The 25,181-nt window shown below is 28.5% G+C and carries 24 protein-coding genes and 1 tRNA gene; 9 read left to right on the forward strand and 16 right to left on the reverse strand.

What is annotated here, in order from left to right:
• Nucleotides 1-10 precede the first annotated feature (10 nt).
• Nucleotides 11-1,123, forward strand: a complete 1,113-nt coding sequence (locus ACXLDF_RS03515; protein ID WP_457557110.1) for an ABC transporter ATP-binding protein — start codon at nt 11-13, stop codon at nt 1,121-1,123.
• A 69-nt stretch (nt 1,124-1,192) separates the two neighbouring features.
• Complete coding sequence (locus ACXLDF_RS03520; protein ID WP_457557111.1) at nt 1,193-1,846, forward strand: DUF4443 domain-containing protein; 654 nt, start codon at nt 1,193-1,195, stop codon at nt 1,844-1,846.
• 31 nt (nt 1,847-1,877) lie between these two features.
• Here the strand turns inward: ACXLDF_RS03520 and ACXLDF_RS03525 are convergent, their stop codons facing one another.
• Complete coding sequence (locus tag ACXLDF_RS03525) at nt 1,878-2,711, reverse strand: TatD family hydrolase (protein WP_457557112.1); 834 nt, start codon at nt 2,709-2,711, stop codon at nt 1,878-1,880.
• Nucleotides 2,712-2,868: 157 nt separating this feature from the next.
• On the opposite strand from ACXLDF_RS03525, the gene ACXLDF_RS03530 reads away from it, so the two are divergent.
• Nucleotides 2,869-4,023 carry a helix-turn-helix transcriptional regulator gene (locus ACXLDF_RS03530; protein ID WP_457557113.1) on the forward strand — a complete coding sequence of 385 codons (1,155 nt, stop codon included), beginning with the start codon at nt 2,869-2,871 and terminating at the stop codon, nt 4,021-4,023.
• Nucleotides 4,024-4,091: 68 nt separating this feature from the next.
• On the opposite strand, the gene ACXLDF_RS03535 is transcribed toward ACXLDF_RS03530, so the two are convergent.
• From ACXLDF_RS03535 to ACXLDF_RS03570, 8 genes are all read right to left on the reverse strand, one after another.
• Nucleotides 4,092-4,175, reverse strand: a tRNA-Ser gene (locus ACXLDF_RS03535).
• Between the two features lie 36 nt (nt 4,176-4,211).
• Nucleotides 4,212-4,481 (reverse strand): 50S ribosomal protein L14e, encoded by a 270-nt coding sequence (locus ACXLDF_RS03540; RefSeq protein WP_457557114.1) that lies wholly within the window; start codon nt 4,479-4,481, stop codon nt 4,212-4,214.
• 181 nt (nt 4,482-4,662) lie between these two features.
• Nucleotides 4,663-5,205, reverse strand: a complete 543-nt coding sequence (gene cmk, locus ACXLDF_RS03545) for a (d)CMP kinase (RefSeq protein WP_457557115.1) — start codon at nt 5,203-5,205, stop codon at nt 4,663-4,665.
• Nucleotides 5,206-5,360: 155 nt separating this feature from the next.
• Entirely contained in the window at nt 5,361-5,636 is a 276-nt protein-coding gene (locus tag ACXLDF_RS03550) for an eL34 family ribosomal protein (RefSeq protein WP_457557116.1), read from the reverse strand.
• A 107-nt stretch (nt 5,637-5,743) separates the two neighbouring features.
• On the reverse strand, nt 5,744-6,409 hold the full coding sequence (locus ACXLDF_RS03555; protein ID WP_457557117.1) for a hypothetical protein: 666 nt from the start codon (nt 6,407-6,409) through the stop codon (nt 5,744-5,746).
• A gap of 149 nt (nt 6,410-6,558) precedes the next feature.
• Entirely contained in the window at nt 6,559-7,536 is a 978-nt protein-coding gene (locus ACXLDF_RS03560) for a zinc ribbon domain-containing protein (protein WP_457557118.1), read from the reverse strand.
• Between the two features lie 124 nt (nt 7,537-7,660).
• Complete coding sequence (gene rtcA, locus ACXLDF_RS03565) at nt 7,661-8,731, reverse strand: RNA 3'-terminal phosphate cyclase (protein WP_457557119.1); 1,071 nt, start codon at nt 8,729-8,731, stop codon at nt 7,661-7,663.
• Between the two features lie 36 nt (nt 8,732-8,767).
• Nucleotides 8,768-9,901, reverse strand: a complete 1,134-nt coding sequence (locus ACXLDF_RS03570) for a radical SAM protein (RefSeq protein WP_457557120.1) — start codon at nt 9,899-9,901, stop codon at nt 8,768-8,770.
• 529 nt (nt 9,902-10,430) lie between these two features.
• Here ACXLDF_RS03570 and ACXLDF_RS03575 point away from each other — a divergent pair.
• Genes ACXLDF_RS03575 through ACXLDF_RS03600 form a run of 6 tightly spaced genes read left to right on the forward strand, consistent with a single transcriptional unit; the run spans nt 10,431 to nt 17,901 of the window.
• Complete coding sequence (locus tag ACXLDF_RS03575; protein ID WP_457557121.1) at nt 10,431-11,699, forward strand: AAA family ATPase; 1,269 nt, start codon at nt 10,431-10,433, stop codon at nt 11,697-11,699.
• Between the two features lie 5 nt (nt 11,700-11,704).
• Entirely contained in the window at nt 11,705-12,940 is a 1,236-nt protein-coding gene (locus ACXLDF_RS03580) for a radical SAM protein (protein ID WP_457557122.1), read from the forward strand.
• A gap of 37 nt (nt 12,941-12,977) precedes the next feature.
• The gene (locus ACXLDF_RS03585) at nt 12,978-13,967 is read left to right on the forward strand and encodes a radical SAM protein (protein WP_457557143.1); all 990 of its coding nucleotides are present in this window, start codon (nt 12,978-12,980) and stop codon (nt 13,965-13,967) included.
• Nucleotides 13,968-13,974: 7 nt separating this feature from the next.
• The gene (locus ACXLDF_RS03590; protein WP_457557123.1) at nt 13,975-15,219 is read left to right on the forward strand and encodes an MBL fold metallo-hydrolase; all 1,245 of its coding nucleotides are present in this window, start codon (nt 13,975-13,977) and stop codon (nt 15,217-15,219) included.
• Between the two features lie 7 nt (nt 15,220-15,226).
• A complete protein-coding gene (locus tag ACXLDF_RS03595) occupies nt 15,227-16,150 on the forward strand; it encodes a hypothetical protein (protein WP_457557124.1) in 924 nt (307 codons plus the stop codon).
• Entirely contained in the window at nt 16,150-17,901 is a 1,752-nt protein-coding gene (locus tag ACXLDF_RS03600) for a glucosamine inositolphosphorylceramide transferase family protein (RefSeq protein WP_457557125.1), read from the forward strand. The genes ACXLDF_RS03595 and ACXLDF_RS03600 overlap by 1 nt, the downstream gene beginning before the upstream one ends.
• Nucleotides 17,902-17,968: 67 nt before the next feature.
• On the opposite strand, the gene ACXLDF_RS03605 is transcribed toward ACXLDF_RS03600, so the two are convergent.
• From ACXLDF_RS03605 to ACXLDF_RS03635, 7 genes are all read right to left on the reverse strand, one after another.
• Nucleotides 17,969-18,922, reverse strand: a complete 954-nt coding sequence (locus ACXLDF_RS03605) for a glycosyltransferase family protein (protein WP_457557126.1) — start codon at nt 18,920-18,922, stop codon at nt 17,969-17,971.
• A complete protein-coding gene (locus ACXLDF_RS03610; protein WP_457557127.1) occupies nt 18,912-20,339 on the reverse strand; it encodes a glycosyltransferase in 1,428 nt (475 codons plus the stop codon). Before ACXLDF_RS03610 ends, ACXLDF_RS03605 begins: the two co-directional genes overlap by 11 nt.
• Nucleotides 20,340-20,341: 2 nt before the next feature.
• Nucleotides 20,342-21,217, reverse strand: coding sequence for a radical SAM/SPASM domain-containing protein (locus tag ACXLDF_RS03615; protein ID WP_457557128.1), 876 nt, complete (start codon nt 21,215-21,217; stop codon nt 20,342-20,344).
• A 30-nt stretch (nt 21,218-21,247) separates the two neighbouring features.
• Nucleotides 21,248-21,772 (reverse strand): class I SAM-dependent methyltransferase, encoded by a 525-nt coding sequence (locus tag ACXLDF_RS03620; protein WP_457557129.1) that lies wholly within the window; start codon nt 21,770-21,772, stop codon nt 21,248-21,250.
• A 120-nt stretch (nt 21,773-21,892) separates the two neighbouring features.
• Nucleotides 21,893-22,387: a CinA family protein gene (locus ACXLDF_RS03625; protein ID WP_457557130.1), complete on the reverse strand. Its 495-nt coding sequence runs from the start codon at nt 22,385-22,387 to the stop codon at nt 21,893-21,895.
• A 519-nt stretch (nt 22,388-22,906) separates the two neighbouring features.
• Nucleotides 22,907-24,202 carry a nicotinamide-nucleotide adenylyltransferase gene (locus ACXLDF_RS03630; RefSeq protein ID WP_457557131.1) on the reverse strand — a complete coding sequence of 432 codons (1,296 nt, stop codon included), beginning with the start codon at nt 24,200-24,202 and terminating at the stop codon, nt 22,907-22,909.
• Nucleotides 24,180-25,181, reverse strand: a complete 1,002-nt coding sequence (locus tag ACXLDF_RS03635; RefSeq protein ID WP_457557132.1) for an SAM hydrolase/SAM-dependent halogenase family protein — start codon at nt 25,179-25,181, stop codon at nt 24,180-24,182. Before ACXLDF_RS03635 ends, ACXLDF_RS03630 begins: the two co-directional genes overlap by 23 nt.

A 25,181-nucleotide genomic window follows, 5' to 3' on the forward strand; every position in this document is an offset into this window, starting at 1 on the left:
GTGAAAATTCATGGCGACTATGTCAAGTAATAACGGTTTTATTCGATGTCTTAATATTACGAAAAAATTTAAAATCAAAACACGACAAAATATTAAAATTCTTTCCAGTTTATCTCTAGAAGTGAAAAAAGGAGAAAATTTGGTGATTATTGGTCCCAATGGAGCAGGAAAAACTACGTTACTTAAAATAATAGGATTACTCGAAACACCCACGGATGGAAAAATTTTTTTTGATTCCCACGATTTGGATTCATTGACTTTTTCTGCCAAATTATCCTTACGACGAAAAATTGCGTTTGTTCATCAAAAACCAATTGTTTTAAACACTTCTGTTAAAAAGAATCTTATCTATCCTTTAAAAATTCGAAAATTCAATTCATCTGAAATAGAACACCGTGTCTCTGCTACATTAAAACTTTTAGATATGAAAAATTTTGCCGATCACAATGCGCGCCAATTGTCTGGCGGTGAAATGCAACGTATTGCGATCGCTATGAGTTTAATTTATGATCCTGATATTTTACTTTTTGATGAAATTACTGCAAATTTAGATCCAAAGAATTATAAATTAATTGAAACTCTGATCCAACCATATTTAACTAATCCAATGAAAACTGTAATATTTACAACCCATGATCCAATTGAAGCCATTAAATTCGGTGATCGAATCGCAGTCCTTAATGAAGGACGAATATTTCAAGTTGATGTTCCTGAAAAAATATTTACAAATCCTGCGGATTCCTTCACTGCACATTTTGTAGGTTATGAAAATATATTTGAAGGAATCGCACAATATAACCTCAAAACAGGAATAAATTTTGTTAAGATTAATGATATTTCGATTGCAGCTGCAGTCAATAAAGAAGGTCAAGTGAAGGCTTGTATTAGACCCGAAAGTATTGTAATTTCACGAAATCAACCAGAATCGATTAGTTTTCGTAATATTCTTTCGGGTACTATTGAAAAATATAATGATTTGGGCACTATTTTTCATGTTTTTGTCAAGGTATCACAAGAAATATTTTTAGTATCAATAACCAAAAATGCTTGGAAATCCTTGAATCTTTCTATCAATACTCCAATCTTTATCAGCTTTAAAGCCACTGATGTTCGAATTTTATAGAATATTTAAGGAATATATATTTTTTACATTCAGAGGAACTTTTATAATGCTCTTTCTCTTTTTTTAATTATGAATTCCCCAAATGTTCCCAATTTTACTCACTTATTACAATCGTTATTTCAAACTAAAACTATTGGTCCTTCTTATAAACCTTCTCATATTTTGTTTGTTCTTTATATTATTGGAAAAGAGAAACAAGGCGTAGGGCGTTATCGAATTAAAAAAGAAGTAGGACTTGGGGAAGGTTCAATAAAAACTCTGTTGAACCGTTTAAAAGATGAAGATATACTTCAAGTTGAAGTAGCTCGCCAACGAGGGCATATTCTTACCGCAAAAGGAATTGAATTATTCCACCATATTTCAAGTATTATTCCACACCCATTTCCTCTATCAAATCCAGATAATAAGTATGTCATCGGTCAAGAAGCATATTTCTCTTTACTTCAACCTGAACGACTTGTTTCAGACTACAATCGTTTGACATTGGCAATTCGCGATGAAGCAATAAAGGTTGGGGGAACCGGATGTACTACTCTTGAATTTAATGGTAATCGTTGGTTTTTTTTAGATTCATCTTCATATGTAGTAGATTTGAATATTCCAGTAGAAAATAATAGACTAATAAAAAAAGGAACGATTATGGTAATTGGTGGAGGAAACTCTACAACAAGTGCAGTTTTAGCCACATTTGCTGCGTGTTTTCGATTGATTATTGATCTTTAACAATTAAATGCTTCATAATTTCATAGATTGTTTAAGACATCAGTTTTATTCTTGTAGACAACGATGGAAATACTTCTAGGTAGTTAGAATAATACATCCTTTCCAGAAATTCTTCATCAATATTCTCTTCTTCAAATAATTCAATCGTATTTGCCAAACCAAATACCGAGCTATCTTTATAACCTAATGAAGAGTTTAATACAATCCGATCTGATCGCGAATAACTTTTAAAGATATTTAATGCTTCTTCTGGACTGGTTGCCTGTTGACCAACCGTGATTCCAACCTTGATATTTGGTTCATGGGTTCGGAGTACCAATTCGACAATTTCCAAATCAGCGTGATTAATGATCGCCCGTGTTACTTTTGATTTTATCAATTCTTTTAAAATAATCGATGTTAATGCAACTTTATTCACCGTTGGCGCTTGAACAACAACAGGAAGATCAAATTTACTAGCTAAAGCTAATTGACGTTTCATCAAGAGATATTCATCCTTAGTTCCAAAACCCATTCCAATTTCTCCCACACCAATTATTTTTTTTGTTTTAATAAAATCTTCAATGTAATTTACCGCGGAATCAATAATTTTAGAATTCAAATTTCTAAATGGGGGAATTCCAATCACTGGATGTAACCGAAGGGAATACTGTGCATATCGTTTGACATCGAAATCACACATCCAAGTGAAACAATCTTTTATAGAATTGGCTGAAGTGGGCGTGAATGGGAGTATTAAGGTAGTGATTAAATCCCGAAAGCCCATATGCCTAAACATTTTCAAGTCTCCCACTGTTCTGTAAATACTGTGGATAATATCGATTCGTTGGCCCGCATATATTAAATGTGATGATTTTGTAAGCATGATGATTCAAGTTAAATTACCCATTTTCCTATAAAAAATTTGATCTTTAAGTTGATCTTTAACATTTCTTCAATAGAAAGAGAAAGAAATTTTTAGGTATTGCTGCTTATTATTATGTATCCAACAGAGCTTCCTCGAGTGAGGGTGTATTATAAAAATGGAACATGAACCTTTTATTTTTAAAGGGAAATTATACGATTTTGAACAGAAAATTGTAGAATTCCTCCTCGTTGATGCTGAAATGAATGGTAGTGATCCTAATCAAACGATAATTTATATCTATATACTACTTCATCGTAAATTGACTCAAGCACAATTAGCTGAATTAACAGGATTTCCTAAAAGTAAAGTCTCAAAAATCACCTCAAAACTTGTAATGGAAGGGATTTTAAAGAAAAAATTCATACCGGGAACCCACACAAATGAATATATGCTAATTCAACAACCATTTGAAATGAATTTCATTCCTATTAAGAAAATTATTCAGAGTTTCAATGAAATGACTGCTTTTATGGAAAATATGATTGATGAGCTTTTAAAATTACAAGGAAAATATCGTCAAGATAGAGATTTACTTATATGGCGATTATATGATTTCTGTCGCTATTCGCGAGGATGCAGTCAAATCCTTGAATTTGATATTGAGCATTCCAGATTATCAAAATTTAAATATATTGATAAGACTTATGATTTACTCACACCACAATTTAGAGATCATATACAGGAATACTTAATGAATTTTGATAAATCTAGTACATATCTTATTGATTTGCAAGATGAAGAAATTCAGAAAATTGAAGCAAAAGTAATTAAATTTCTTCTTGATCATGTTATAAAGGAAGAAAAGGAATCAATTAGCCGAATCTTAGCATATTTCATGACAAGAGGAAAATTGACCCAAAATTCCATCCAACAATTGACCGATTTCTCTTCAGGAACAATTTCTCAAACACTTCGATATTTATTAAAAGAAAAAAAAATCGATCAAATACCTACCACTCGCATCGCAGGAAATGAATATTATTATACCATGGAATCTATTTCTTTAATGCTATTACGCCATCATACAGATGTATATAAAGATCTAATCGCATGGAAACCAACATTTGATGAAATTAAACAACAACTTAATGAACATGGAAATGATCTACTTTTTACTGATGGTTATTTTTCGATATATACTATCACAGATAAGATTCTTACAATTTTCTTTCCTAAATATGAACAATATTTAAATCAACACGAACGTTTGTTAGAAATTAATGAAAAATCAATTTTTCAACCACCTTCTGATTCTAATTATCAACATTGAATATCTTGCAAAAATATAATTTAATTTCAACAGAATTCTAATTTTACAATGAAAATTTTGTAAAAAAGTGGCGCACGCGATGGGATTTGAACCCACGAGTGCAGAGCACACTGGATTTCCAGTCCAGCTCCGTACGACTAGGATACGCGTGCTTTATTAAAAAAAATAGAAAAATTAATAATTTATACTTATAAATCTAATTTAATTCGTGTTTGGAATTTTTCTTCTAATTTCTTGGCTTTTAAGGCCTTTTTAATATCATCCAATCCAGCCCCTTTTTTAATATCTAATTTTTCAGGAGTGGGGGCTAAATGACGAACATTACAACGTCGTCGCCGAACTTTCAATCCTTCGACTAACACAAAAGAATGGTCAATCACTTCAACTACAACACAGTATAAACCTGCTTCTCTTCCGAGAGTTTTTACCGCAACTCGACCTACTTCGAATACTGCCATATTTGAAACACCTCGTTTATGTTACCATAAACGTGTTTGCCAAAATCTGTCCCAGTATCATAAATTGATCTCTCAATACGAAATGGGAACAAATTTTATGTTTCGTAAGGATTTTATTGATACAAAATCGCTTAAGAACAAATAGTGTAAAGAAACAAAAATTAAAAATTTTTTTAATATATTATTTATTCCATCTTGAAATAGCAAGATGACAAAGTTGAAAGACCGTATCTATATCTAAAAATGTTGTATCAACTATTAAGTTAAATGTTTGTAGTATTTTTGTAGAATCACGAATGTCTATATTATAGATATCTTTAAATCTCTGCCATTCACTTTCTTCCCTAATCATAGTTTCATGTTTTTTTGCATCGAAATTCTCTTGATCACGTTTCATCATGCGTTTTATTCGTATTTCATCTTGACAAGTTAATAAAATGGCATAATCACGCCATTTTTCAATCATATACGTAGGTAATTGCCCTTCAAATACATAGTTTCCCTTTGATTTTGCTAGCTCAATTATTTTTTCATCGATTTGGTGGTCGATTTCTGGATGTAATTCTGCATATTTCGAGAAATTTTCTAAATTCATTTGATATTGTTCTGCTATCTGCCGAAAAATCATTCCAGTTGAATAATACTCATATCCAAAAGACTCTGCTAACTTAGCTGCAATTGTACTTTTTCCAGTTCCATGTAATCCAGCTATTGAAATTATCATAATATATTATAAAATCTAGATGAACAATTAAAGTGTTGGGAATGAATAAAGAATAAATATTTTGATGAAGTGTAATATTAAGATTAAATAGAAGTATTGAAAAAATGAAGAATACATATTTTTTGAAGAAAAAGAAAAAATGTTACAATTTTCGTTTATTTGCTGTATTCTTCTAAAACTTTTTTGCGAATTGCATCAGATAGAGCAGTATGGGAAATTTTACCACCATAATATCGTGATACAGTTCGTTCTGTTTTAGATAATTTTCGAATTTGGGCAGGTCTTAATCGGGGAACACCGTGTAATTTTGTTCCAGTTATAGGACAATGTGCATATTTTGGTCGTCGTCGAACAAAATGAGTAGTATGACCATTACCAGGAAGGCGGGTTTGAATCCTTGCCATAGATCGAGATCTTTTATTTCCGCGCATTACTGTCACCTTAGTGTTGATTAGTGTGATGAAGTTTGAGCATATTCTTTCAAACTTTAATAAGGAAGTCAACACTGCATAAATTATTAATTTTTTGGTTGGGTATCTCAATGGTTAAGATGCAAGTAATGCTTAAATTGTTCAAAGGTTGAGGCAACAATTTCCTCAATTTGATTGTATATTTCTCTAATTTGATTAACACTAAGATTTGGAATAGTTGTGCATTCTGAAAAGTATTGGGGGAGTTGTTGTGATAATTGTATTAAATGTTCGCTGAATGGATCAAATCCATGAACCTGCTTTAATGATGATATTAATGCTTGTAACAATTCTTTGACGAAATCTTCATCCAAATCCTCCGCTATATGTAAATAATCCAGCAATGTTATAAAATCTGAGGTTACTTGTGTGGCAACTCTAGCTAAATAAAAGGGATCTAGCTGCCATTGCTCTGCTAATGAGTTGAATTTATAATCCATTGTGGATGCAATCAGTGAAATTATTGACCGAAAATTTCCTTCGACATTAAAACCATTCACTATATCGAGGATTGAAGCCTGATTTAAATGGAGCTCACGTTGTAAATTAAGAATTTGCTGATAAAAATATCGCATACGACGAATGTAAAAGTTAGTATCCATCGATCCTTTTTCAAATCGAGATTGTAAAAATTTAGCTGTTTGCAAAATCGAATATAAATCCGCCTTTTGTTCGATTAAAGGTCGCGGTCGTGAGGATTCATTTCCAATCTTTGAAGATCTAGGCGAAAACATTCGAATTTCAAATAAATTTGAGATAGTGAGTTCTTTTTATCTTCTATTATGGTGATGTTATCAAAATCATATCTGAAAAATGAGTAAATGAATTTATAAATAACAAAATAAAAAGTTAAAGAATAACAGAAAAAGAATTTTTAGAAAAATTAACTTCCTCCACCTAATTTGGCGATCAAATCTAAATTCCAACCAAGTGTTGGGCGAAGGAAAATTGTTGTATAAATAATTAATATTGCAACGATTAAGTTCCCAACAAGTAAACGTGTGGTATTAGTATTTCCAATCTCTCGAAATGCAAGTGACATTAAGACAGTAGACCACAAGACGGCGATAATTTGCAGAATATCTAAGAATGACCAAACAAAATTACGATCCCATAAAGGTTGAATGGTCTGTGTCAATGTGGAAACATTTGAGAAGCTTCCTACATCAATTGTCGGTAATCCAATTAATAGAACTATGAATGAAAGTAAATTTGCGATCACAAATGGTGTGTAGGCATAATTCATTAATTTTTTCTTACCTGTTTTACGTATACTTGAGTATTTATATTTTTTCTGGAGAAGTTCAGGTGAAAGTTCATCTTTTTTCTGACGAGTTAGTCGAGTTCGACCTGAGATAAAATCTCTAAATTTCCCTTTTTTGACTTTCACGTTATATCGAATAGCAATTATCCCATCTAGCTGAACGCTGAAATTGGCGGCAAGTTCAAAAAATAGAGAATAAAGCCAAAAAGTTAAACGCCAGTAAATCAAACCAAAAATAAAAAGTACAATGAAAAATGCACTTCCCATCATTACTCTATTTAATAATGGTTCGGATGAAGTTTTTATATGCATAAATATTGCTACTCCCCATAAACCTGTTAAAAGACCGTTGAAAAAGCGGATAAAACGAGGTCCCCATGAATCTTTCTTTTTGTTTATATCTCGAAAGGCATAGTTTGGTTTAATGATGGTTTTTGCTAGTCGTTTAAAAAGTGGATCCGGTTTAAACCAACGTTCTTGAGGGCGTGCAAATATTGGAATACTCTCAATTTTTTCTACTTTCATTTGGTAACCGCAGTTATCGCAGATATATACATCTAAGTCGGTCTCATTTCCACAAGAGGGGCATCTGGCCATAATTTTTCACATAAATCAGTTTTGATCCCACAGGGATAGAAACGAAAATAATTGTTCGTTTCAATTAATAATACAACTATTATTTTTTTCCCCTAAAAAACTTACAGCTTTATTGAGAAAGAAATTATGGATTAGCTATTAAAAAATTATGGGCTAACTGAGAAATTTTTGGGCGAGAATTCAAAATAGTTTCAATTATTTTCATATTAGTACGAAAATGTGAAGTTAATTCGGGAGTGGTAAATGAAAAATCTCTTTTAGCTAACATTAAAAAGGGTAAAATTTGATCTGCTGCATGGGGATCTACTGTGTATGATGCATTTGAGACCTTTTGTATCTCTTGAGCGATTTTCTTTCCTAATTTTTCTGAAGAGATTCCTCTTTTCCCTAAAATTGTTCCAATTCCAATTCGAATTCCAGATGAATATTCAAGCCATCCATCTATTCCCACACCAATTGATAAAGTAGAATGATAAAGAGGTTCTAAATGCAGGATGTTATCATCATTTATAGATGAAGGAAGAAAATTTCGAATTGCATCACGTATTCGTTCAGCAACATTGGCTTTTCGTAGATTTTCATGAACATGTATCATTACATAAATACCTTGAAGTTCTCCTCGAGATTGCCAATTTAAACTTTTATAATCTTTTATATTACTTTTGGGTTTGATAATTACGGTGCTCTGTGCGCCTCCTTTTGGATAAAACCCTTGTTTTTCAACATTTAACCTGCATTCGTACCCAAGCAAGCGAAAAATATGAAATACTACGTTTTCAATAAAAGATGTTCCAGGTGCTCCAAGTCCATATGTACCTCCTCCATGGATATGAAATATGTACTGAGAATGTGGTGCATTTGGAATTATCAGTGCATTTTGAAGCGTCTGTGTTAATAATCCGACACTACCGGCTGTTCTAATGTAGATATGAAGTTCTGCTTTTCGCGCACTACCTGGTTTGAAGTGTAATTCAGTGGTGCCAACTGAAATTGGGGAGGTTGTTCCAAATGTGAGTTCTTTCAATGAATTTATTCCAACCAAATGTTGCAATTTCAACCCTGGTTGCTTACGATTTGCTCTAATATTATTTATAATAAGGGGCTTTTGGAGACAACACGCTAAACCTGCAGCTACTCGTAATATTGACCCCCCACCTTCACCAATTGAGCCATCCAATTCAATATTTTTAATCATAAATACAACTTCAACATATTTTTATGCGTTTCATAGTTATGTGTAGTTATTTTTAAAGAACGCTAATCTGTTATCATGATAATCACATTTATATCCAAATTCTTCTAATTTTTTATTAGCAAAATTCAATCTTTTTTCTATTTCTTGAGAAGAGACCTTATCTGTCATTTTTGCAGCAAGTGTTCCTTCTCTTGAAGAAAACGGAATTAATCTTCCAGAAGTAAAATTTGCTTGAATTATAAATTTAATAGTATCATTAAATTCATCAAAAGATTCACTTGGAAATCCAACAATACAATTAGTTGCTAAATCTAAATTTGGTGCAATTTTAAGTAATTCAGTAAAAGTTTCTGCCATTTTTTCAAGATTTGAATATCTATTCATTTTTTGAAGAATTCTTTTATTTCCTGATTGAATTGAGCAAATAAGATGTGCAATTTGTTTTTTTTCAAATAAGGGCTTAAGCTGATCGAAATATTTTACTAAATGAGCAGGATGTAAGCTATTAAAACGAATTTGAAAATCGTTAGGTTGTAATGTTGAAATTTCTTTCATAAGTTCTCCAAAATTCGTTCCTATATCCAAGCCATAAGAGCCAAGATCATCTGCAATAAAATAAAAGTCTTTATAATTATTATCTAAACCTTTCTGGAACTCTGAAATAATTTCTTCTTTAAATTTACTTTTTATTGAACCAATTGCTTTTGGAATTGCACAATATGTACAAGTTCCTGTGCATCCTCGACAAACTCGAATGAAAAAGCGAGATTTAACTTTATCCTGGTATTTATTAATTGTTAAAATTTTGTTAGAAGATTTAATTTCATCAAATTTCGTTTTGTGTTCTGGGAAGAAAGAATCAATTTTTGATAAGTTAGATGGTGAGAGAAAAGGATAGTTAAATATTTCTTTATATTTTTTTTTATCAATATTGGGTAAACATCCAGTAACTATCATTTTATTTTTGTATTTTATTAATTTTCTTAAGAGATCAATACTTTCTTTAGATTTATAAGAACTATATGCACATGTAGAAAAAAGGATTAAATCTGCTCCTTGTAAATCATTTGCTTGTGTCCATCCATTTTTTTTAAAATATTGGAGTATAAGATCATTATCCATCATTCGTCCAATGCATGCATTATTATAAAAAAAAATTTTTTTATTCATTAAGATCTAGCAATTTTTATTATTTTAAAGATTTTTGTTCTTTCATTTCATAACTATTCCATTTTTTCATATCTGATCCTTTATTAAGATAGTTGGTCGTTTTGAGTGAACAACACTCAAGAAACCATATAAAATAAAGAGAAGTTTAAATTATAACCATAGTTTTTCCTGCATGGTGTGAATAAGTTTTTCTTCTAATACTTTTTTTGTTATTTATAATTATTATATAGAAGTATCTTGAATTTTTAAAGGTAAAAGAATGAGACATTTATAAAAAATAAAAGTATCAGATGTCATTTAAAAAATTATCACAAAATTTTTAGTAGTATAAATTAATTGAATCTAATTGCTCTAAGTCATTATAAATTTCTGAATTTAAAAATATAGAAATATATGTAATCCCTAACTTTTTTTTTAGTTGTTAATTTATTTCAAAATTCTTTACGGAAAATAAAGAAAATTTTTCAAGAAAAAAATAACATACGAAATTAAGAGTATAAAAGTAAAATCAACACTGAGAATATCACAAATGAAGCAAAATCGTAGAAATAAAATATTGGTGACAGGTGCATGGGGTGCAGGAAAAACTTTATTTATAGAAAGATTGAAAAATGAGAAGGAATTTCGAAAGAGAATTTTATATCTTCCAGAAATTGGACCATTAACTCGACAAACAGGTTTTTGTTTAGATTCAGATGATTTTGAAGTATATGCTTACCAATTCCAGACAAAATTAGAAGAATGTATTGAGAATAAAGTTAATGAAGATGATGATAGAATTCTTTTAATTCATAGAGGTACTTTAGATATTTTAGCATTTTGGCAGTATTCTGGGAATAAAAAAGATGATTTCTTAAAATATATTGATACTAATTACGAAAAAGAGTATTCTAAGTATGATTGTGTTATATTCATGCAATCAACAGCAATATTTAAGGAATCTATTTATAATGATTACTCTTTTAAATATAACAGACCTTCCTTAAAAAAAGCGAAGACATTTGAAAAAATATTGTTGAATATTTGGCAAAAACATCCAAATTTTTATTTTATTGAGAACAAAAAACTTTCTTGGGAGCAACGATATTTTTTAGCTAAATCTATTTTAATTGCACATTCTGGATTTAAAAAAAAACTAAATAGAGAAGATCTTAACAAACAACTAAAAAATATTAAGTATCCATCAAATCATCAATATAGAATCTGCTCAGATAACCATCTATTCTTTGATTCCAAAGCTGCTAAAAGAATTCAAGAAATAGAAACAATTTTACCAAAGAAAAATTGGAAATCCTTTATTGATATATGTTGTGCAAAAGGGATGTTTTTATCTTGGGCTATAAAACGGTTTCACCTTGAAAGAGCTATTGGTATTGATGCTGCAGAAGATATGGTGGATATCTCGAGATCTGTAATTAATTATTTAAAGTTACCTGGAGTGGTGTTTCATGGTTCTTTTCAAATTATACAAAATATAATAAAATCTGCAGATTTAGTCTTTGTATTTCATTGCTACCATTATTTATATTTTGGTTCTTATTATGGAACTCCTGGAGTTTTTTCTCATGAAGATCTATTTGGAATGTTTTCAAAAATCACAAAGAAAACTTTACTTTTTGCAAATGATTTAGAAATTTCAGAAAATTTCAAGAAGATATTATTGGAAAAAAAAATAAACGATTTTTATATAAAGCAATATAATAAAAATCAAATACTTCAAGCTGCAGAAAAATATTTTCAAATACAAGAATTTGATTTAGGTGGTAAACGTAAATATATTTTAATGGAAAGGAAATAATCAAAATGACAATTGAACACTTTATCCCTATATATAAAAAATCATCTCATTATTCAGAATTAAATTGTAATGCTCAAAAATCAATAAATATCAGAAAAAATGAATCTTATTATTTGAATATATGTGATTATTGGGATGATTTAGATTTAATTTCACACGAAGTAATTCAATCAAAGAAAAATAATTCTGTTCCACCACTAAGACGATTGGGTATTTTTATTACAGAATTATGTAATTTAAATTGTCAACACTGTAATCTTTTGTCTAATAAGAAAACTACTGTAGATATGGATGAATTAATTCATGTGATCAAACAAGCGAAGAATTTAGGTGCATTATTTTTTGATATCATGGGATTGGGTGAACCTACTTTAGTTCCTAATCTTCCAGATATTATGAATATTGCAAAAGATTTAGGGTATATAATTACTTTAGGAACAAATGGGGCTACTTTGAATTTATCCAATCCTGAATATGTAAATCGATTATTAAATGCGACTCCATTAAAGTTACGAATTTCATTAGATAGCAGTAATGCCCAAAAACATGATGAAATTCGAGGAAAAAAGGGTGTCTGGGAAAGTGCAGTAAATTTTATTAAAAAAGCAGTCTATGAAAGAGAAAATAATCAAAAAAAGATTGCAATTTTCATTAATCGCATTGTAACAAATGAAAATATTAATGATATTCCAAATGATCTTGAATTTTTTGGTGAATTAAAAGTAGATGATGTGCATTTAATTCCTATTCGGAATAAATACAATTCATCTTATTTTTGTTCAAGATCTCAAATTAAACATTATCAAGAAAAGATAATTCCAAAAATTAAAATTTTAAGTAAGAAATATAAAATGTCATGGTTGGGTAAGAATGCTTATATTTTTGGAAAAAATGATGATGATTTTTTACTTTCAGAGAGAGGTTTATATTATCCTAAGATTTCTTTTAAAGATTGTTATATAATGAAGTCCCAAATCATTTTTGATCAAAATTTTAATATTTACTCTTGTTTATGGGCAAAAAGAGCAAGAGGAAAACCAATTTTGTCATACAATGTTAACAAAAAAAGAAAATTTAAAGAAAATCCTCACTTATTAGAAGAATTAAGAGCATTAATTATTAGAAAGAATTTATTAAATGAAAATTCTGAAATATGTATGAATTCTTGTGCAAGAAATATTATTATACAAAATAACCGAATTCAGGAGAGTCTAAATAATTCCAACAAAATTCTACATTGATACTGATACTCTTGGGGTTTGTCCTCGAAGAAGGATTATTGATGTTGCAAGATATCGGCAATATCTTCGTGATCAAGGTGTAATTCTTGTTAGTTCATATAATGATTCTGATAAAATTGTCTTGTTTACTTGTGCATTTAACAATAATCAAAAGAATCTAAGTCTTAAGATGATCAAAGAATTTCAAGAGAGATTTACACAAAAACTAATTGTGGCAGGATGCATTTTAGAAATTTATCCTGAAAAAGTCAATCCTATATTTAAAGGAGAAAAATTATATTCTTCATCAATTAGAGAAATACCATTTGAAAGTAAAGGCAATAAAGATATCTGGGTTTGTAGTGGTTGTATTGGTAATTGCTCTTATTGTGTAGATAAATTGGCTGTTGGTAAATTTAAAAGTCGACCTCTCGAAAAATGTCTTGAAGATATAAAAATTGGATTAGCAAATAATATAAAAAGCTTTAGAATTGTTGGAGATGATATTGGCTCCTATGGTATAGATATTGGCTCAAATTTCATTGAATTGGTAAAAAGTTTATCACTTGTTGAAGATAAACCCTTTAACCTAAGATTATTGGAAATTAATGCAAAATGGTTAGTTAAATATCTCCATAAATTAAAATATCTAAAAAATTCGAAAATTTCAGACATGCTTATTGGAATCCAATCTGCAAATAATAGAATATTAAAAATGATGAAGAGAGGATATTGCATTGAAGATGTTTCTGAAGCAATTTCTTGTTTACGATCATTGAATATTTCAATTGGCTGTCATTTTATTATAGGATTTCCTAGTGAAACTTATGAAGAATTTCAAGAGAGTATGGATTATATAATTAATCAAAACTTCAATTATGGATTTATTTTTTCTTATTCTGATATGGAAAAGGCAGCTTCTTATTATTTTACTCCAAAGGTTAACGATATTAATCGCCGTTTTAAAATAGCTAAAAAAATTTTGAAATCTCATGGTTTTACTTTAAAATCAGAAGGTTCTAGCAAAATTTATTTTTATAAATTGTAAAAAATCGGTGGGGGCTATTAAATTACAGATAATTTGCGGAGGAAATACTCTTGGTGCTAATAAAATTTTACTTCGAGATGAAAATTATCAAATTTATTTAGATTATGGAAAGTGTTCAAAAGAAAAGCATATTTTAAAAGAATATTTTATAGATATTAACAAAACTATTCATCTTTTGGATCAACATAGTATATTAAATAAAATAGATAGAAATGAAAAGATTTCTAAAGAAAATTCAATAATAATTATTACTCATGCGCATGCAGATCATTATAATGAAATTTGGGAACTAAAGGAGTCTATCCCAATATATTGTTCTTTGGAAACGAGAATGTTTCTTGAAAAATTGGCAAAAATAAAAAAGAAAAAATTAAATTTTGTAGTGTTACCAAAATCAGTCCCACTTTTTTTTGGAAATTTTGAAATTCAAGCTATTCATTCTGATCATAATATTCCAGGAAATCTCTCAATAGTGATCAAAAATAAGGATTTCAAAATTTTATATACTGGTGATTTTAGATTTCATGGTTTTGATAAAAAACTTGCAGAACATGAATTGTTTTCTATTAACGGTATAGATCTCTTAATATGTGATGGAACAAGAATTAATGAGAATAAAATTGAAAGTGAAAAAGAAAATTGTATAAAAATAAAAGAATGGATGCAAAAATCAAAAAAATTTATTCTTTTAGAATTGCCTACGTTAGATTTTGGCCGTTTCCTTAGAATTGTTGAAATTTCAAAAGAATTGGGGAAAAAAATAATTGTATCAACAAAAATTAATGAAAACATGAAATCACTTTGGGAGCTAAAGCCAAATATCTATCCAAATCCAAAACAATTCGTTAATATAAAATCTAGAGCTTTTTTATCTTCTTTTGGCTTATCAAGTAAAAATTTTAATTATATTTTAGTTTTTTCAAGAGATGAAATAAAAGAAGTAAAAAAGCTATTAAAAAAAATACCGATTTTTAATCAAGCTACTTATATTTGTGCTACAAGCTTCCCTCATAAAATAAAACACATTAAAAATGAAATTCAACTGCAACATTTTTTTAATAAAAAAAAGGTTGAATATCAAATTTCGTCAAGGAATTTTAAAAATAAACAATATTTTTTATTTAAACGATTTCATACTTCAGGACATGCATCAAAACCAGAGCTTCAAATCTTTATTCAGCATGTAAATCCAAAATTCGTTATACCTATTCATAGTAATGAGCCAATTAAATTATTAAAAATCACTCATTAAAATCTATATGCAAAAAAAAAAACAAGTAAATCGCTTGTATTTTGAAGATTTTTTGTATTTTTCATTAATGAATTTTTTTGGTATTTATGGGTATGATATTGATGAATTGATTGAAATCTATAATTTAAATAAGAAAGATGTGATTTTACTAAAAAAATTTAGTAAATTTTGTGAAATCCAGAAAAATGATCATAGAAATTATGAAAACCGAAATATTGCAGGAGTCAGTTTTTTTTATAATACATTTCAAAATTCTCAATTATATTTACCATTTGATATAAAAGAAAAATCTGTTCCATTTCCAGGAAAATTTGAAATGTTCCTAAAAATACTAGATGATCGAATAAATGGCTTAGAAGGTGGATATGTAACTGGAAGTTTCTTGAAAGATCATATCTCAGAAATGGTTTGTCCAGTTCCATTTTATTCAATTACACATAAAATTAAAATTCCAGCCGATAAATTGTTAAGTATTTTTCTTCCCGCTGATTTTTCAAAGTTTAATGAGGAAAAAAAAATAATTGCTAATTCCAGAACAAGTAATACATTAGGTGCTGTGTTGTTAGGAAAATTTAATTCTGAGGAGAATCAAGAAGTATATGTATTAAAAGAAAGCCCATATAGTGAAATAAATTGGGGAAAAACATACAGAATTCAGATAACCAATAACAATTTTAAAAATTATATTTATGAAGAAATGATTATTTTATCAAAAAAGGAAGTGAACAATCTTAAAACTCCAAAAGAAAAATTAAATCTTGAAAATTTCATAAATGCACCAAAATGTTGTAGTGATTTTATAAATCAAGTTTTTTTAGTTCGACGATCTTATGCTTTAAATCTTAATGGTCAACTTATCGATTCATATCTTGAATTAAAAGAAGAAGAAATTCTTGATCCCCACAAAATAATAATGCAAATACGAGAATAATGAAAAAAAGAAAATGTGCCATAATTTTATCTCGAAATTTCTTATATAAATGGGAGAAAAAATGTATAGAATATCTTTTATTATTACAAGATATCGAATTAAGTAAAATATATATGATTAAATTTGATCAAAACAAAAAGAGAGAACGTAGAAAAAATAATAATTTTTATACTATTTTTAAGAAATATTTCGAATTCTATACTGATTTATATGAAAAACTAGAAATTCCTTTATTTTTAAAAGATCAGATATGTATTATTGAAAGCATATCTGATTTAGTTAATTCAATTATGAATAACCAAATGTTGTTTATCTTAAAATTGGGAATTGTTGAGATTCCTAGTGAAATACTTGATTTACCTCAATATGGAGTATGGGCTTTTTTTTATTGTAATTCTTTAAAATATCCAAATAATATGCTAAGTTTTTGGGAATTTGTGTTTAGCGATCCTATAACTGTAGTTTCCTTAAAAAAATTGACCAAAATTCCTAATTTAACAATATTATTGAACCAAATTAAATTAAAAACAAATTTTACTTCATTCTATAAAAATTGTACTCAAATATTATTTGAAAGTGCTAAATTGCCATATCAAATTTGCTTAAAAATTAAAAACAATGATTTATTTTTTAATAATAGAATTAATTGTCAAAAAATAATGCCAACTCCAAATAAAAACCATTATTATTTGGAGAATCCTAAAAATGGGGTATTTCTTAGATTTATTCTTACTAATATTTATTATAAAATAAAATTTTACATTAATAGACGAATATTTTATGATTACTGGTCTATTGGAATAATGGACTCACCAATTCAAGCATTCGTGGAAAATTTATTCCATCAAACCATCCATTGGATAAAAAATCCCGATAATTATATTCTTGCTGATCCTTTTGGAATTAAAATTGAGAATCGAGAAATTGTTGTTGTTGAATCTCTAAATCCATCCAGTTATTTAGGGCATCTTTCCAAATTTGACATATTTAGACAATCTGCGGAAATTAAAACTTCAGAAATTGAAAAAATAAAAATTATTAATCATAATTCCAATAATTCAATCTTTCATTATTCGTATCCTTATATTTTTCAACATGAACATATGATTTATTGTATCCCTGAAACATCTCAGCAGAATAAAATTATTTTATACCAATTTGAGGATGATTTTAACAAATTAAATAAAAAAAAAGTTCTAATTGAAAATTTTTCCTCTGTTGATCCTACTATTTTTAAATATCAAAATCGATGGTGGTTGTTCTGTTGCTTAAAGGAAAAAGGTTCACCTCCAACTAAATTATTTATCTTTTATTCCAATGATCTTTTTGGACAATGGATACCCCACAAACAAAATCCAGTAAAAATAGATATTCAGACATCTCGTTCTGCAGGAAAACCTTTTTTTTATAGAAATCAGTTAATTCGACCTTCACAAGACTGCTCAAAAAGCTATGGCTATAGAATTATATTGAATCAAATTATTGAATTGAACCCTTTTGTTTTTAGAGAAAAAATCTTTAAAATTATAAATCCTGAGCAGATTTCTTCTAAAATTGATGGAATTCACACACTTTCATATTTTAATGAGATTACTTTAATAGATGCAAAAATTAGAAGAAAAAAAAAGAAATATTGGAAAAATTTTACTGAGTTAAAAAAAGGAATGTTATTTACCAGAATAATAAGATTCATAAAAAAAATCATGAAGTTTCACGGTAATTTTTCTCCCTCATCTAGCACTCTGATATAATACTCCTCATTTAAATGGTGAAGATTTATATGAAAGGTCATAAAAAAAATAAAAGTTTTGTTGAAATTTATTCAGTTTCTCGTAATTTTACATAATTCTTATTAATTGCTGCAAAACCTAAAGGAAACCAAGTCTTTGGTAAAGGTATTTTATTTTTCTTAAAATATTTCTTAAGTTCTTTCTGTAAATATGCATTACCTTCGTTTATTCTTGGGTATTTGAATTGAAATTGATGATTTAAGATATAATTCAGTTTTATTTCAAAATCATCTGGAATAAATAATACACAATTATTATGACTCAGATGTACCCAATTTTCTGTTAGAATTTTTGCATATAATAATATTGGAACTTTTAATAATAATGCTTCACCAATCACCTTACAATACCCTTCTGCATATGATGTAATTAAAACAGCCTTGCTTTCTGCTAAATCTCTGAGAAATTGGTATCTTTCATCTTTATTATATACTTTTGCTTTTCCCTTCCAAATAAAATTAATATTATGATTTTTTTCAATTTTTTCTAAAGATTCATCTGATAATCTACCATAACCCGTAATTCGAATCTTTCTCTCTAATTTTGCTAATAAATCAACAAGTAATCTTGCATTCTTGAGATCATATTTTCTTTCTGAAATGGTAATGAATAAATCATTTTTTTTTTCTATTTGATTATTCATGATTTGATTTTGAATTTTTTTTATTAATCCAAATGTATTAAAATTCATTGCAGAAATTTGAATAACATAAATATTTGGATTCAAAGGCTTGAATAACATGTATATTTTTTCGATCTCCCAACCACACACGATGTCTATATGCTTTATATATTTAATTATCCTAGAATAAAATAAACTATAATAAACAGCGAAGTAACTTCTTAAAAAAAGAATTCTTATATCTTGATTTTTTGAATTAATTAAAATTTTGATATCTTGTTTTCCATCATCTATCCAGGAATCATATACAGCTATTATTCCTTTACTTCCTTTACTCGCTTTTGCAATTCTATAAATCATTTAGAATTCCTCTGTTCTTCATTAATTTAACGAATAATTTTGAATATTGCTTTAACATGTCATTAGTTGTATAACCAGATCGAATCATTCGATTACGTAGCTTTTTCTTATCTAATTTGTTTTTCTCTAATTGATAGACTAGGTTAAGCAATTGTATTGCTGCTTGTTTAATATGAAAGAAATAATTTTCAGTTCTAAATTCTTTGATAATGTTTTTAATTTTGATATTTTGATTAAGATGAATTTGATATTTTGAATCAACTAATGTTCTACATCCCCCCCTATCGCTAGCAATGACAGGGACTCCGCATAGATATGATTCTACTGTTCCTAATCCAAATGCTTCTGCAATTGAAGGGCGAATATAAATATCTAAAATTTGGTAAATAGGAAATTTAATAAATCCAATAAAGATTTTATTAAATATCTGAATAAATGATTCTGAATATTTTTGCAATTCATCTTGATAGTTTTTCTTTATTTGTTCGAGATCTACAGGAAAAACTGAATTTACAATTCGAGAAATATCTAAAAATCCATGGATCCTATTATTTTGGTATAATAATGGATACTTTTCAGGGATTTTTTTAATTAACTCAAATACTTGATCATGTATTATTACAGGGAAAAAAAAATGAAATTTATGATTTTGAATACTTTGTTCTAAAAGATCTAAAAAAGCTTCAAGTATATCTTTTCCCTTTGTATGTGTCCACCTAATTGTACAACCTATAAAAGTTCCTTCTTCTATTCTTAAATTTCTTCTATATTCACTTATTTTCTTTTTCTTAATAATTGTGTAATGTTTTTCTGAAACACCATTAAAAATTTCAATAATTTTGCCTTCTTGGATAAGTTTATTATTTGGATCATGTAAATAAGACTCCTTTGTTTTCTTACTAACAGCAATGAATTTATCAGAAATATTCTGTTTAGAAAGGCGATATACAGAATTGCGAAATTCTAAAGAACGAAAAAAAGATTCTTCTAAGCGTTTATCTTGAATTTGATTTTTTTTCAGCCATGGCATTAAAAATTCATTTTGCGTACAATGTAAAATAATAATTAGAAAGAAATTTTTATATTTTAATTTTACTTTGTTAAGACAGAGTAGAGAGGGTGCTTCTTTATGAATAAAATGAGAAACTACGAAAACAGGTTCTTGTTCTTTACATAAATCTAAGATGGGTTTAAGATATGCTTCCTTATTTGTAATTGGGTTTTTAATCTTTATTGCATTTTTTCCTGAAACATTAGAACCTATAAAATAGAACTTTATAGGGATCTCTTTTCTTCCAATATTAATCATTTTCCAGTGTTTTATGTGATCTTGTATAAGTGAAAATTGGCCAAAAAAAAGCGAATTATATCCCAAATTATAATCTGCCATTAATTCAACGATTTTAATATGTTTCATTTTCATGATATTCCTTTTTTTTGTCGATATGGATTAAACGAGCATTTAGAACATAAAAAATCTGGAAAAAATTTATTATTTACAAATTTCTCTCTAAATGCTGTGTATTTTTCATTTTTCCATACATTCTCAATTCCATCAAATATTGACCCCATAACTAATTTTCCATCAAAGTCATGACAACAAGGGACAATTCTTCCATCCCATAATACTACTATTGAATTAAAAGGAAAATCACAGAATACATTTAGTGATTTTGCACTAAATTCATTCAATTTTGGGATGGACCAATAATCATATCCTTTTATATATGCATAACAATCTTCATTCTCCCACATTTTTAAAAATTGTTTCCAATCTTTTTGATTCAATTTGTAAGCAACCATTTGAATTCTTATTTCACAATTATTTTGGGATTCTTTTTTTAATTTTAAAAATAACCTAATGTTTTTTATAGTTAATTCGTAATTTGCATTTTTTCCCTTAATTTTTTTAAGCGTATCTTCATCTAAGGCATCAAGACTTAATACAATACGATTCAAATTGGCATTAAGCAATCCTTTCATTGTTTCTTTTGATAAAAATTGTGGATTACAAGAAAAACTAGTTGGTACTTCATTTTCAGATGCAAATTGAACATATTTAACGAGATCCTTATGAAGTGTTGGCTCTCCAAAATGATGTAAACCAACTGGGCGAATTTCTTTTTGGATGTCTTTTATTGCATAAATACATTCTTTAAATGTATGAAAATCCATAAAGCCTTTTTTTCGTTGCATATACTGATAAGGGCATCCTATACATTGAAAAAAACAATGATTTGTGAGTTCAATTTGCCAAATATATGGCTTTTTGCGAATTAGGTTTTCATTTTTCATTTTTTTTATTCTATCACTTCTATTCTTTTATTATTTCTGAAAAATTAATAAATTATTTATATAAAATGGAAGAACTCCTTTTTTTTCCCATTGTTCTTTCCATGCTAAACACAAATCTTTTCTTAATTTTAATTTATATTTTTCAATAAAGATTGATTTCCAATATTTTAATGGTTTTAAATTGACATGGTTTCTACCTTTTTGACCAGGAATAGCACAAGTCATAATTATTGTATCTTGACAGTTGTTTACAATATTATCTGTAACTGTTTGTTCATATTTTTCATCTATATGTTCAATAACTTCAAAACATAGAACAATATTGAATTTTTGTTTTAAGTTAAAAGGTTGAGTTAAATCTTGAAGAATAAATTTTACTTTTTTCGAAATAAACGCTAAAGAATGAATGGAGCCATCTACAGCAACTACATCTCCTCCACGATTTGCCAATCCATTTGAATGCAAACATGGTCCAGCACCTAGATCCAAATAAGACGTTTTACCAAATTGATCATATATTGTTTCTACCATTATTTTTGCGGAGTCTTTTTCCATTTTTTTAACTCTTTTAAACCAATCAATTGAATAGATTTCATTTAAATCCATTTTAAAATCGTCACTTATAGAATTTGCACAACTCTAATATTAATATTAAGATAGGAACTAGAAAAAAATTTATAGGTTTTCGACCTCTTCCAACAAGAATTCTAATGTTCGCTTAACTGTCTGTTGCTTAATTGCTAATCGTGAACCATGGAATTGAACTTCTTCAATTTTGTCGCAAGTTGGCGTTCCTAAACCAATATACATTAAACCTCGGGGTTTTCCATCCATCGTGTAAGATCCTGCAACACCAGTAATTGCAATTCGAAGATCTGTGCTAATTTGCTTTTTAAGACCATCTAATAATGCTTTTGTTGTCTCAGCTGAAATTGCACCATAATCATTTATAATATCAAAATCTACTTGAAAAATTGAATTTTTTACGTATGCAGAATAGGCAACTACTCCTCCAACAAATACTTTGGAACTGCCATCGACACTGGTTAATATATGGCTTAAATATCCTCCAGTTGCAGATTCTGCTACTGCTAAAGTCATATGTTTTGAAGTTAATTCAGAAATTACTATTTGTACCAATTCTATGAGTTCATCGGTAAGATCCAGCATATTAATTACATAACTGAATGTAAGAATTAAAGTTTTTTTTCATTTTTTTCAACAATTTTAATGTAATTTACTTTTTTTTTCATTTCTGAAGTGTTGATTAGCATTCTTTTCATTGTTAAATAGTTAGGATGAATTTAAGAAATAGAATTTTACAATTTTGCCCAAAGAAAAAAAGAGAAGAAATAAAATCAAGGAAATATCCCACGTAATTTTGGTGCTTCTACAAATCTTTGAATTGCTAATATATGTGCAAGAGTACGTATATCACAAATTTCATTTAAAGAATGGTAGTTAGATAACACTTCATTGAATGATTTGAATCATTTAACATTCGATTTCAAAATTGTATTGGAGCAATAAGAATACATATTTATCCCCTTCTATGGCATTTTCAATTGTTTATAACTATTTTACACGACTATTTTTAGAAAAGCAACTTCAAAAAATTAAAGGGAAAGAACTTATTGAATCTATGAATTTACCATAAGATGAAAGCGAATAAGTGTGAAAAATCTAATGCTAAGTGTCTATTTCCTCATTAAAAGAGAATCGTTTTGAAAAATTCTTAATGTTTGATTTAATATAGTTTTCTACTGCTGTAGGAACAAGATTGGAAATTTGTTCTCCATTTTGGATACAATTTCGAATGAATGTTCCATTAAATTGTTCAAATTCATATTTCTGAAGTGGTGCGACTGTTTTTCCATGCTTTTGGAATAATTGGCGCGTCCAAGCACTGTTTGAAAAGAAAATATCAAAATTGCCTACAATATTAAAAACTGTCTGCACCCATAAATCAGCGTTATGTTTATCAGGAATTGGAAAAACTTGAATATTTTGAGATGGAATATCTGCTTCTTCTAATGCTGCCCGAATCATTTGCAAGCGCTCATGATATGTAAATGGGTTTTGAGGGGTGGAGTGATATTGAGAAGATCCTATTCCAATTTTTAAGATTTTTACTTGAGTCAAAGCATTTTTGATAACCTGCAAATGTCCTAAATGGAATGGTTGAAAACGACCAATAAATAAACCTATTTTATTGGTTGTGTTTAATAAATTTCTTGATTCATCTCTTCTATCTTTAGTTGATTGTTGATTTTTTTTTTTTTTTATGTCTATCTGCATTTTTTTTTTCTGAAATTGATTTTGTGCTTCAGCTTCTCTTTGATATTCGCGCTGCAATGAATAAAAAATATTTTCATGTATCATTTTCTGCCAATAGTATTTACAAATAGAATCAATTGGATGTTGATTGAAAAATTGTTCCGCCTCTTTAATTGGAATTACCTTAGCGGTTAAATTTGTAATCTTACTTGATTTTGAACTTAAATTAGAATTAAATTGCGTTAAGTTTTCTTTAAGTAATGCAATAAAAGAATACACCGCTGCAACAACTCCATTTTTATCTTGTTCAATATGGAAATCATATAAACGCCCATAAATTTTAGATGAATTTAAGCATTCGGAAAAATTCTGCCAAGCATCAGCTGCGATATTTTCAAATGAGATTGTTGGACTATATATTACATATCCATGAGCAGAATCTGTCATAATTGTCTGTTTTAAACCTTCTTGCATGCTATTTTGAGAAATATTTGGAATGATATATAAACTACCTTTAGTAGACCAAGCAAAAATTCTAAAATAAAGATGAGCGATATGATTATCTCTAATATCATTTAATGTTTTTCCAAAAACAAAGGAAGATAATTTCCCCGTATGAAATTTTGGCAGATCTTTAGGATTAAAGCAAGCAAATAGCTTCTTTCTTTTGCAAGGTGGTTTTTGGCTAAAATTGGGGGGTAAATTCACTAAATAATCCTCCAAGTAATTCTATTTTTATTTCATCATCCAATTTTATTCCCAATTTTGCTTGAGCAGATGCTTGATTAATTGCAATTTCCATAAATCCACTTGAACCTTCAACCAGTAATAGTTGATCTGGTGAATGACCTGCAAAAATCTGAGAAACTTCCATCTTGTATTCTTTATTTTTGAAATGAAGGTGGACAAAAGGTGCTGTGCGCTTTAATTGTGTAAAAAACCATGCACTTGGTATATTGGTAATTAAATTCCCGAATCCGTCGCAGTACTGGATTTTTCCCGTGATAAAACGACCATCTTTGCTTAATTTTGGTTCTAAATCTTCTAATAGAATAATTTCTTCTTGAATACTTCCCACGCTGAATAATTCCAATCCTCCTGCCAAGTGCGCTGCAACGGGCATCATAATATCACGTCCATGAAATGTTCCTGCCCACAATTCTTTCTCCTGCTTCTTACTTAAGTCTACGTTAGGATTCACAGCAGATTCACCTAGTTGTATATACTCGATATTTACTGCTTCTGGAACTTGCACTTCATTTTCTATATCTTTTACACTTTCTAAATGTTTTCTCCGTTCTTTTATCATTTCTGCAAATGGAGGATAGAAGAATTCTTCTTCTTCAATTTTCAATATTACAGCAATCAGATTATGTGATTGAAAATAAGAAAAAATACCATTATCAGGTCCAATCAGAATGTAGTCATCGATGGTTTGAATTGCTAAAAGATTTCTGCTTGAACCTACTCCAGGATCAACCACGTTGACAAATATTGTTCCTTTGGGGAAAGTATCATAAACCGTACGCAAGACATAAGCTGCTTCACGAATAGAAAAAGGAGTGATTGCATGAGTAATATCGATGATTTTCACCTCTGGATTTATTTGAAGGGCAACTCCTTTCATTTCTGCCACATAATGGGATCCACGAGTTCCAAAATCCGTAATTAACCCAATTTTTTTCAT

It is taken from the genome of Candidatus Harpocratesius sp. (assembly GCF_054039255.1).

Bases quoted from the DNA above. Each gene is read 5' to 3' on its own strand.
- ACXLDF_RS03540 (WP_457557114.1), bottom strand. From the start codon at position 4,481: ATGGCAGTATTCGAAGTAGGTCGAGTTGCGGTAAAAACTCTCGGAAGA.
- ACXLDF_RS03550 (WP_457557116.1), bottom strand. From the start codon at position 5,636: ATGCGCGGAAATAAAAGATCTCGATCTATGGCAAGGATTCAAACCCGC.
- ACXLDF_RS03610 (WP_457557127.1), bottom strand. From the start codon at position 20,339: ATGAAACATATTAAAATCGTTGAATTAATGGCAGATTATAATTTGGGA.
- ACXLDF_RS03620 (WP_457557129.1), bottom strand. From the start codon at position 21,772: ATGGAAAAAGACTCCGCAAAAATAATGGTAGAAACAATATATGATCAA.
- ACXLDF_RS03520 (WP_457557111.1), top strand. From the start codon at position 1,193: ATGAATTCCCCAAATGTTCCCAATTTTACTCACTTATTACAATCGTTA.
- ACXLDF_RS03625 (WP_457557130.1), bottom strand. From the start codon at position 22,387: ATGCTGGATCTTACCGATGAACTCATAGAATTGGTACAAATAGTAATT.
- ACXLDF_RS03515 (WP_457557110.1), top strand. From the start codon at position 11: ATGGCGACTATGTCAAGTAATAACGGTTTTATTCGATGTCTTAATATT.
- ACXLDF_RS03605 (WP_457557126.1), bottom strand. From the start codon at position 18,922: ATGATTTATAGAATTGCAAAAGCGAGTAAAGGAAGTAAAGGAATAATA.
- ACXLDF_RS03600 (WP_457557125.1), top strand. From the start codon at position 16,150: ATGAAAAAAAGAAAATGTGCCATAATTTTATCTCGAAATTTCTTATAT.
- ACXLDF_RS03635 (WP_457557132.1), bottom strand. From the start codon at position 25,181: ATGAAAAAAATTGGGTTAATTACGGATTTTGGAACTCGTGGATCCCAT.
- ACXLDF_RS03615 (WP_457557128.1), bottom strand. From the start codon at position 21,217: ATGAAAAATGAAAACCTAATTCGCAAAAAGCCATATATTTGGCAAATT.
- ACXLDF_RS03580 (WP_457557122.1), top strand. From the start codon at position 11,705: ATGACAATTGAACACTTTATCCCTATATATAAAAAATCATCTCATTAT.
- ACXLDF_RS03575 (WP_457557121.1), top strand. From the start codon at position 10,431: ATGAAGCAAAATCGTAGAAATAAAATATTGGTGACAGGTGCATGGGGT.
- ACXLDF_RS03560 (WP_457557118.1), bottom strand. From the start codon at position 7,536: ATGGCCAGATGCCCCTCTTGTGGAAATGAGACCGACTTAGATGTATAT.
- ACXLDF_RS03530 (WP_457557113.1), top strand. From the start codon at position 2,869: ATGGAACATGAACCTTTTATTTTTAAAGGGAAATTATACGATTTTGAA.
- ACXLDF_RS03595 (WP_457557124.1), top strand. From the start codon at position 15,227: ATGCAAAAAAAAAAACAAGTAAATCGCTTGTATTTTGAAGATTTTTTG.
- ACXLDF_RS03570 (WP_457557120.1), bottom strand. From the start codon at position 9,901: ATGAATAAAAAAATTTTTTTTTATAATAATGCATGCATTGGACGAATG.
- cmk (WP_457557115.1), bottom strand. From the start codon at position 5,205: ATGATAATTTCAATAGCTGGATTACATGGAACTGGAAAAAGTACAATT.
- ACXLDF_RS03555 (WP_457557117.1), bottom strand. From the start codon at position 6,409: ATGTTTTCGCCTAGATCTTCAAAGATTGGAAATGAATCCTCACGACCG.
- rtcA (WP_457557119.1), bottom strand. From the start codon at position 8,731: ATGATTAAAAATATTGAATTGGATGGCTCAATTGGTGAAGGTGGGGGG.
- ACXLDF_RS03525 (WP_457557112.1), bottom strand. From the start codon at position 2,711: ATGCTTACAAAATCATCACATTTAATATATGCGGGCCAACGAATCGAT.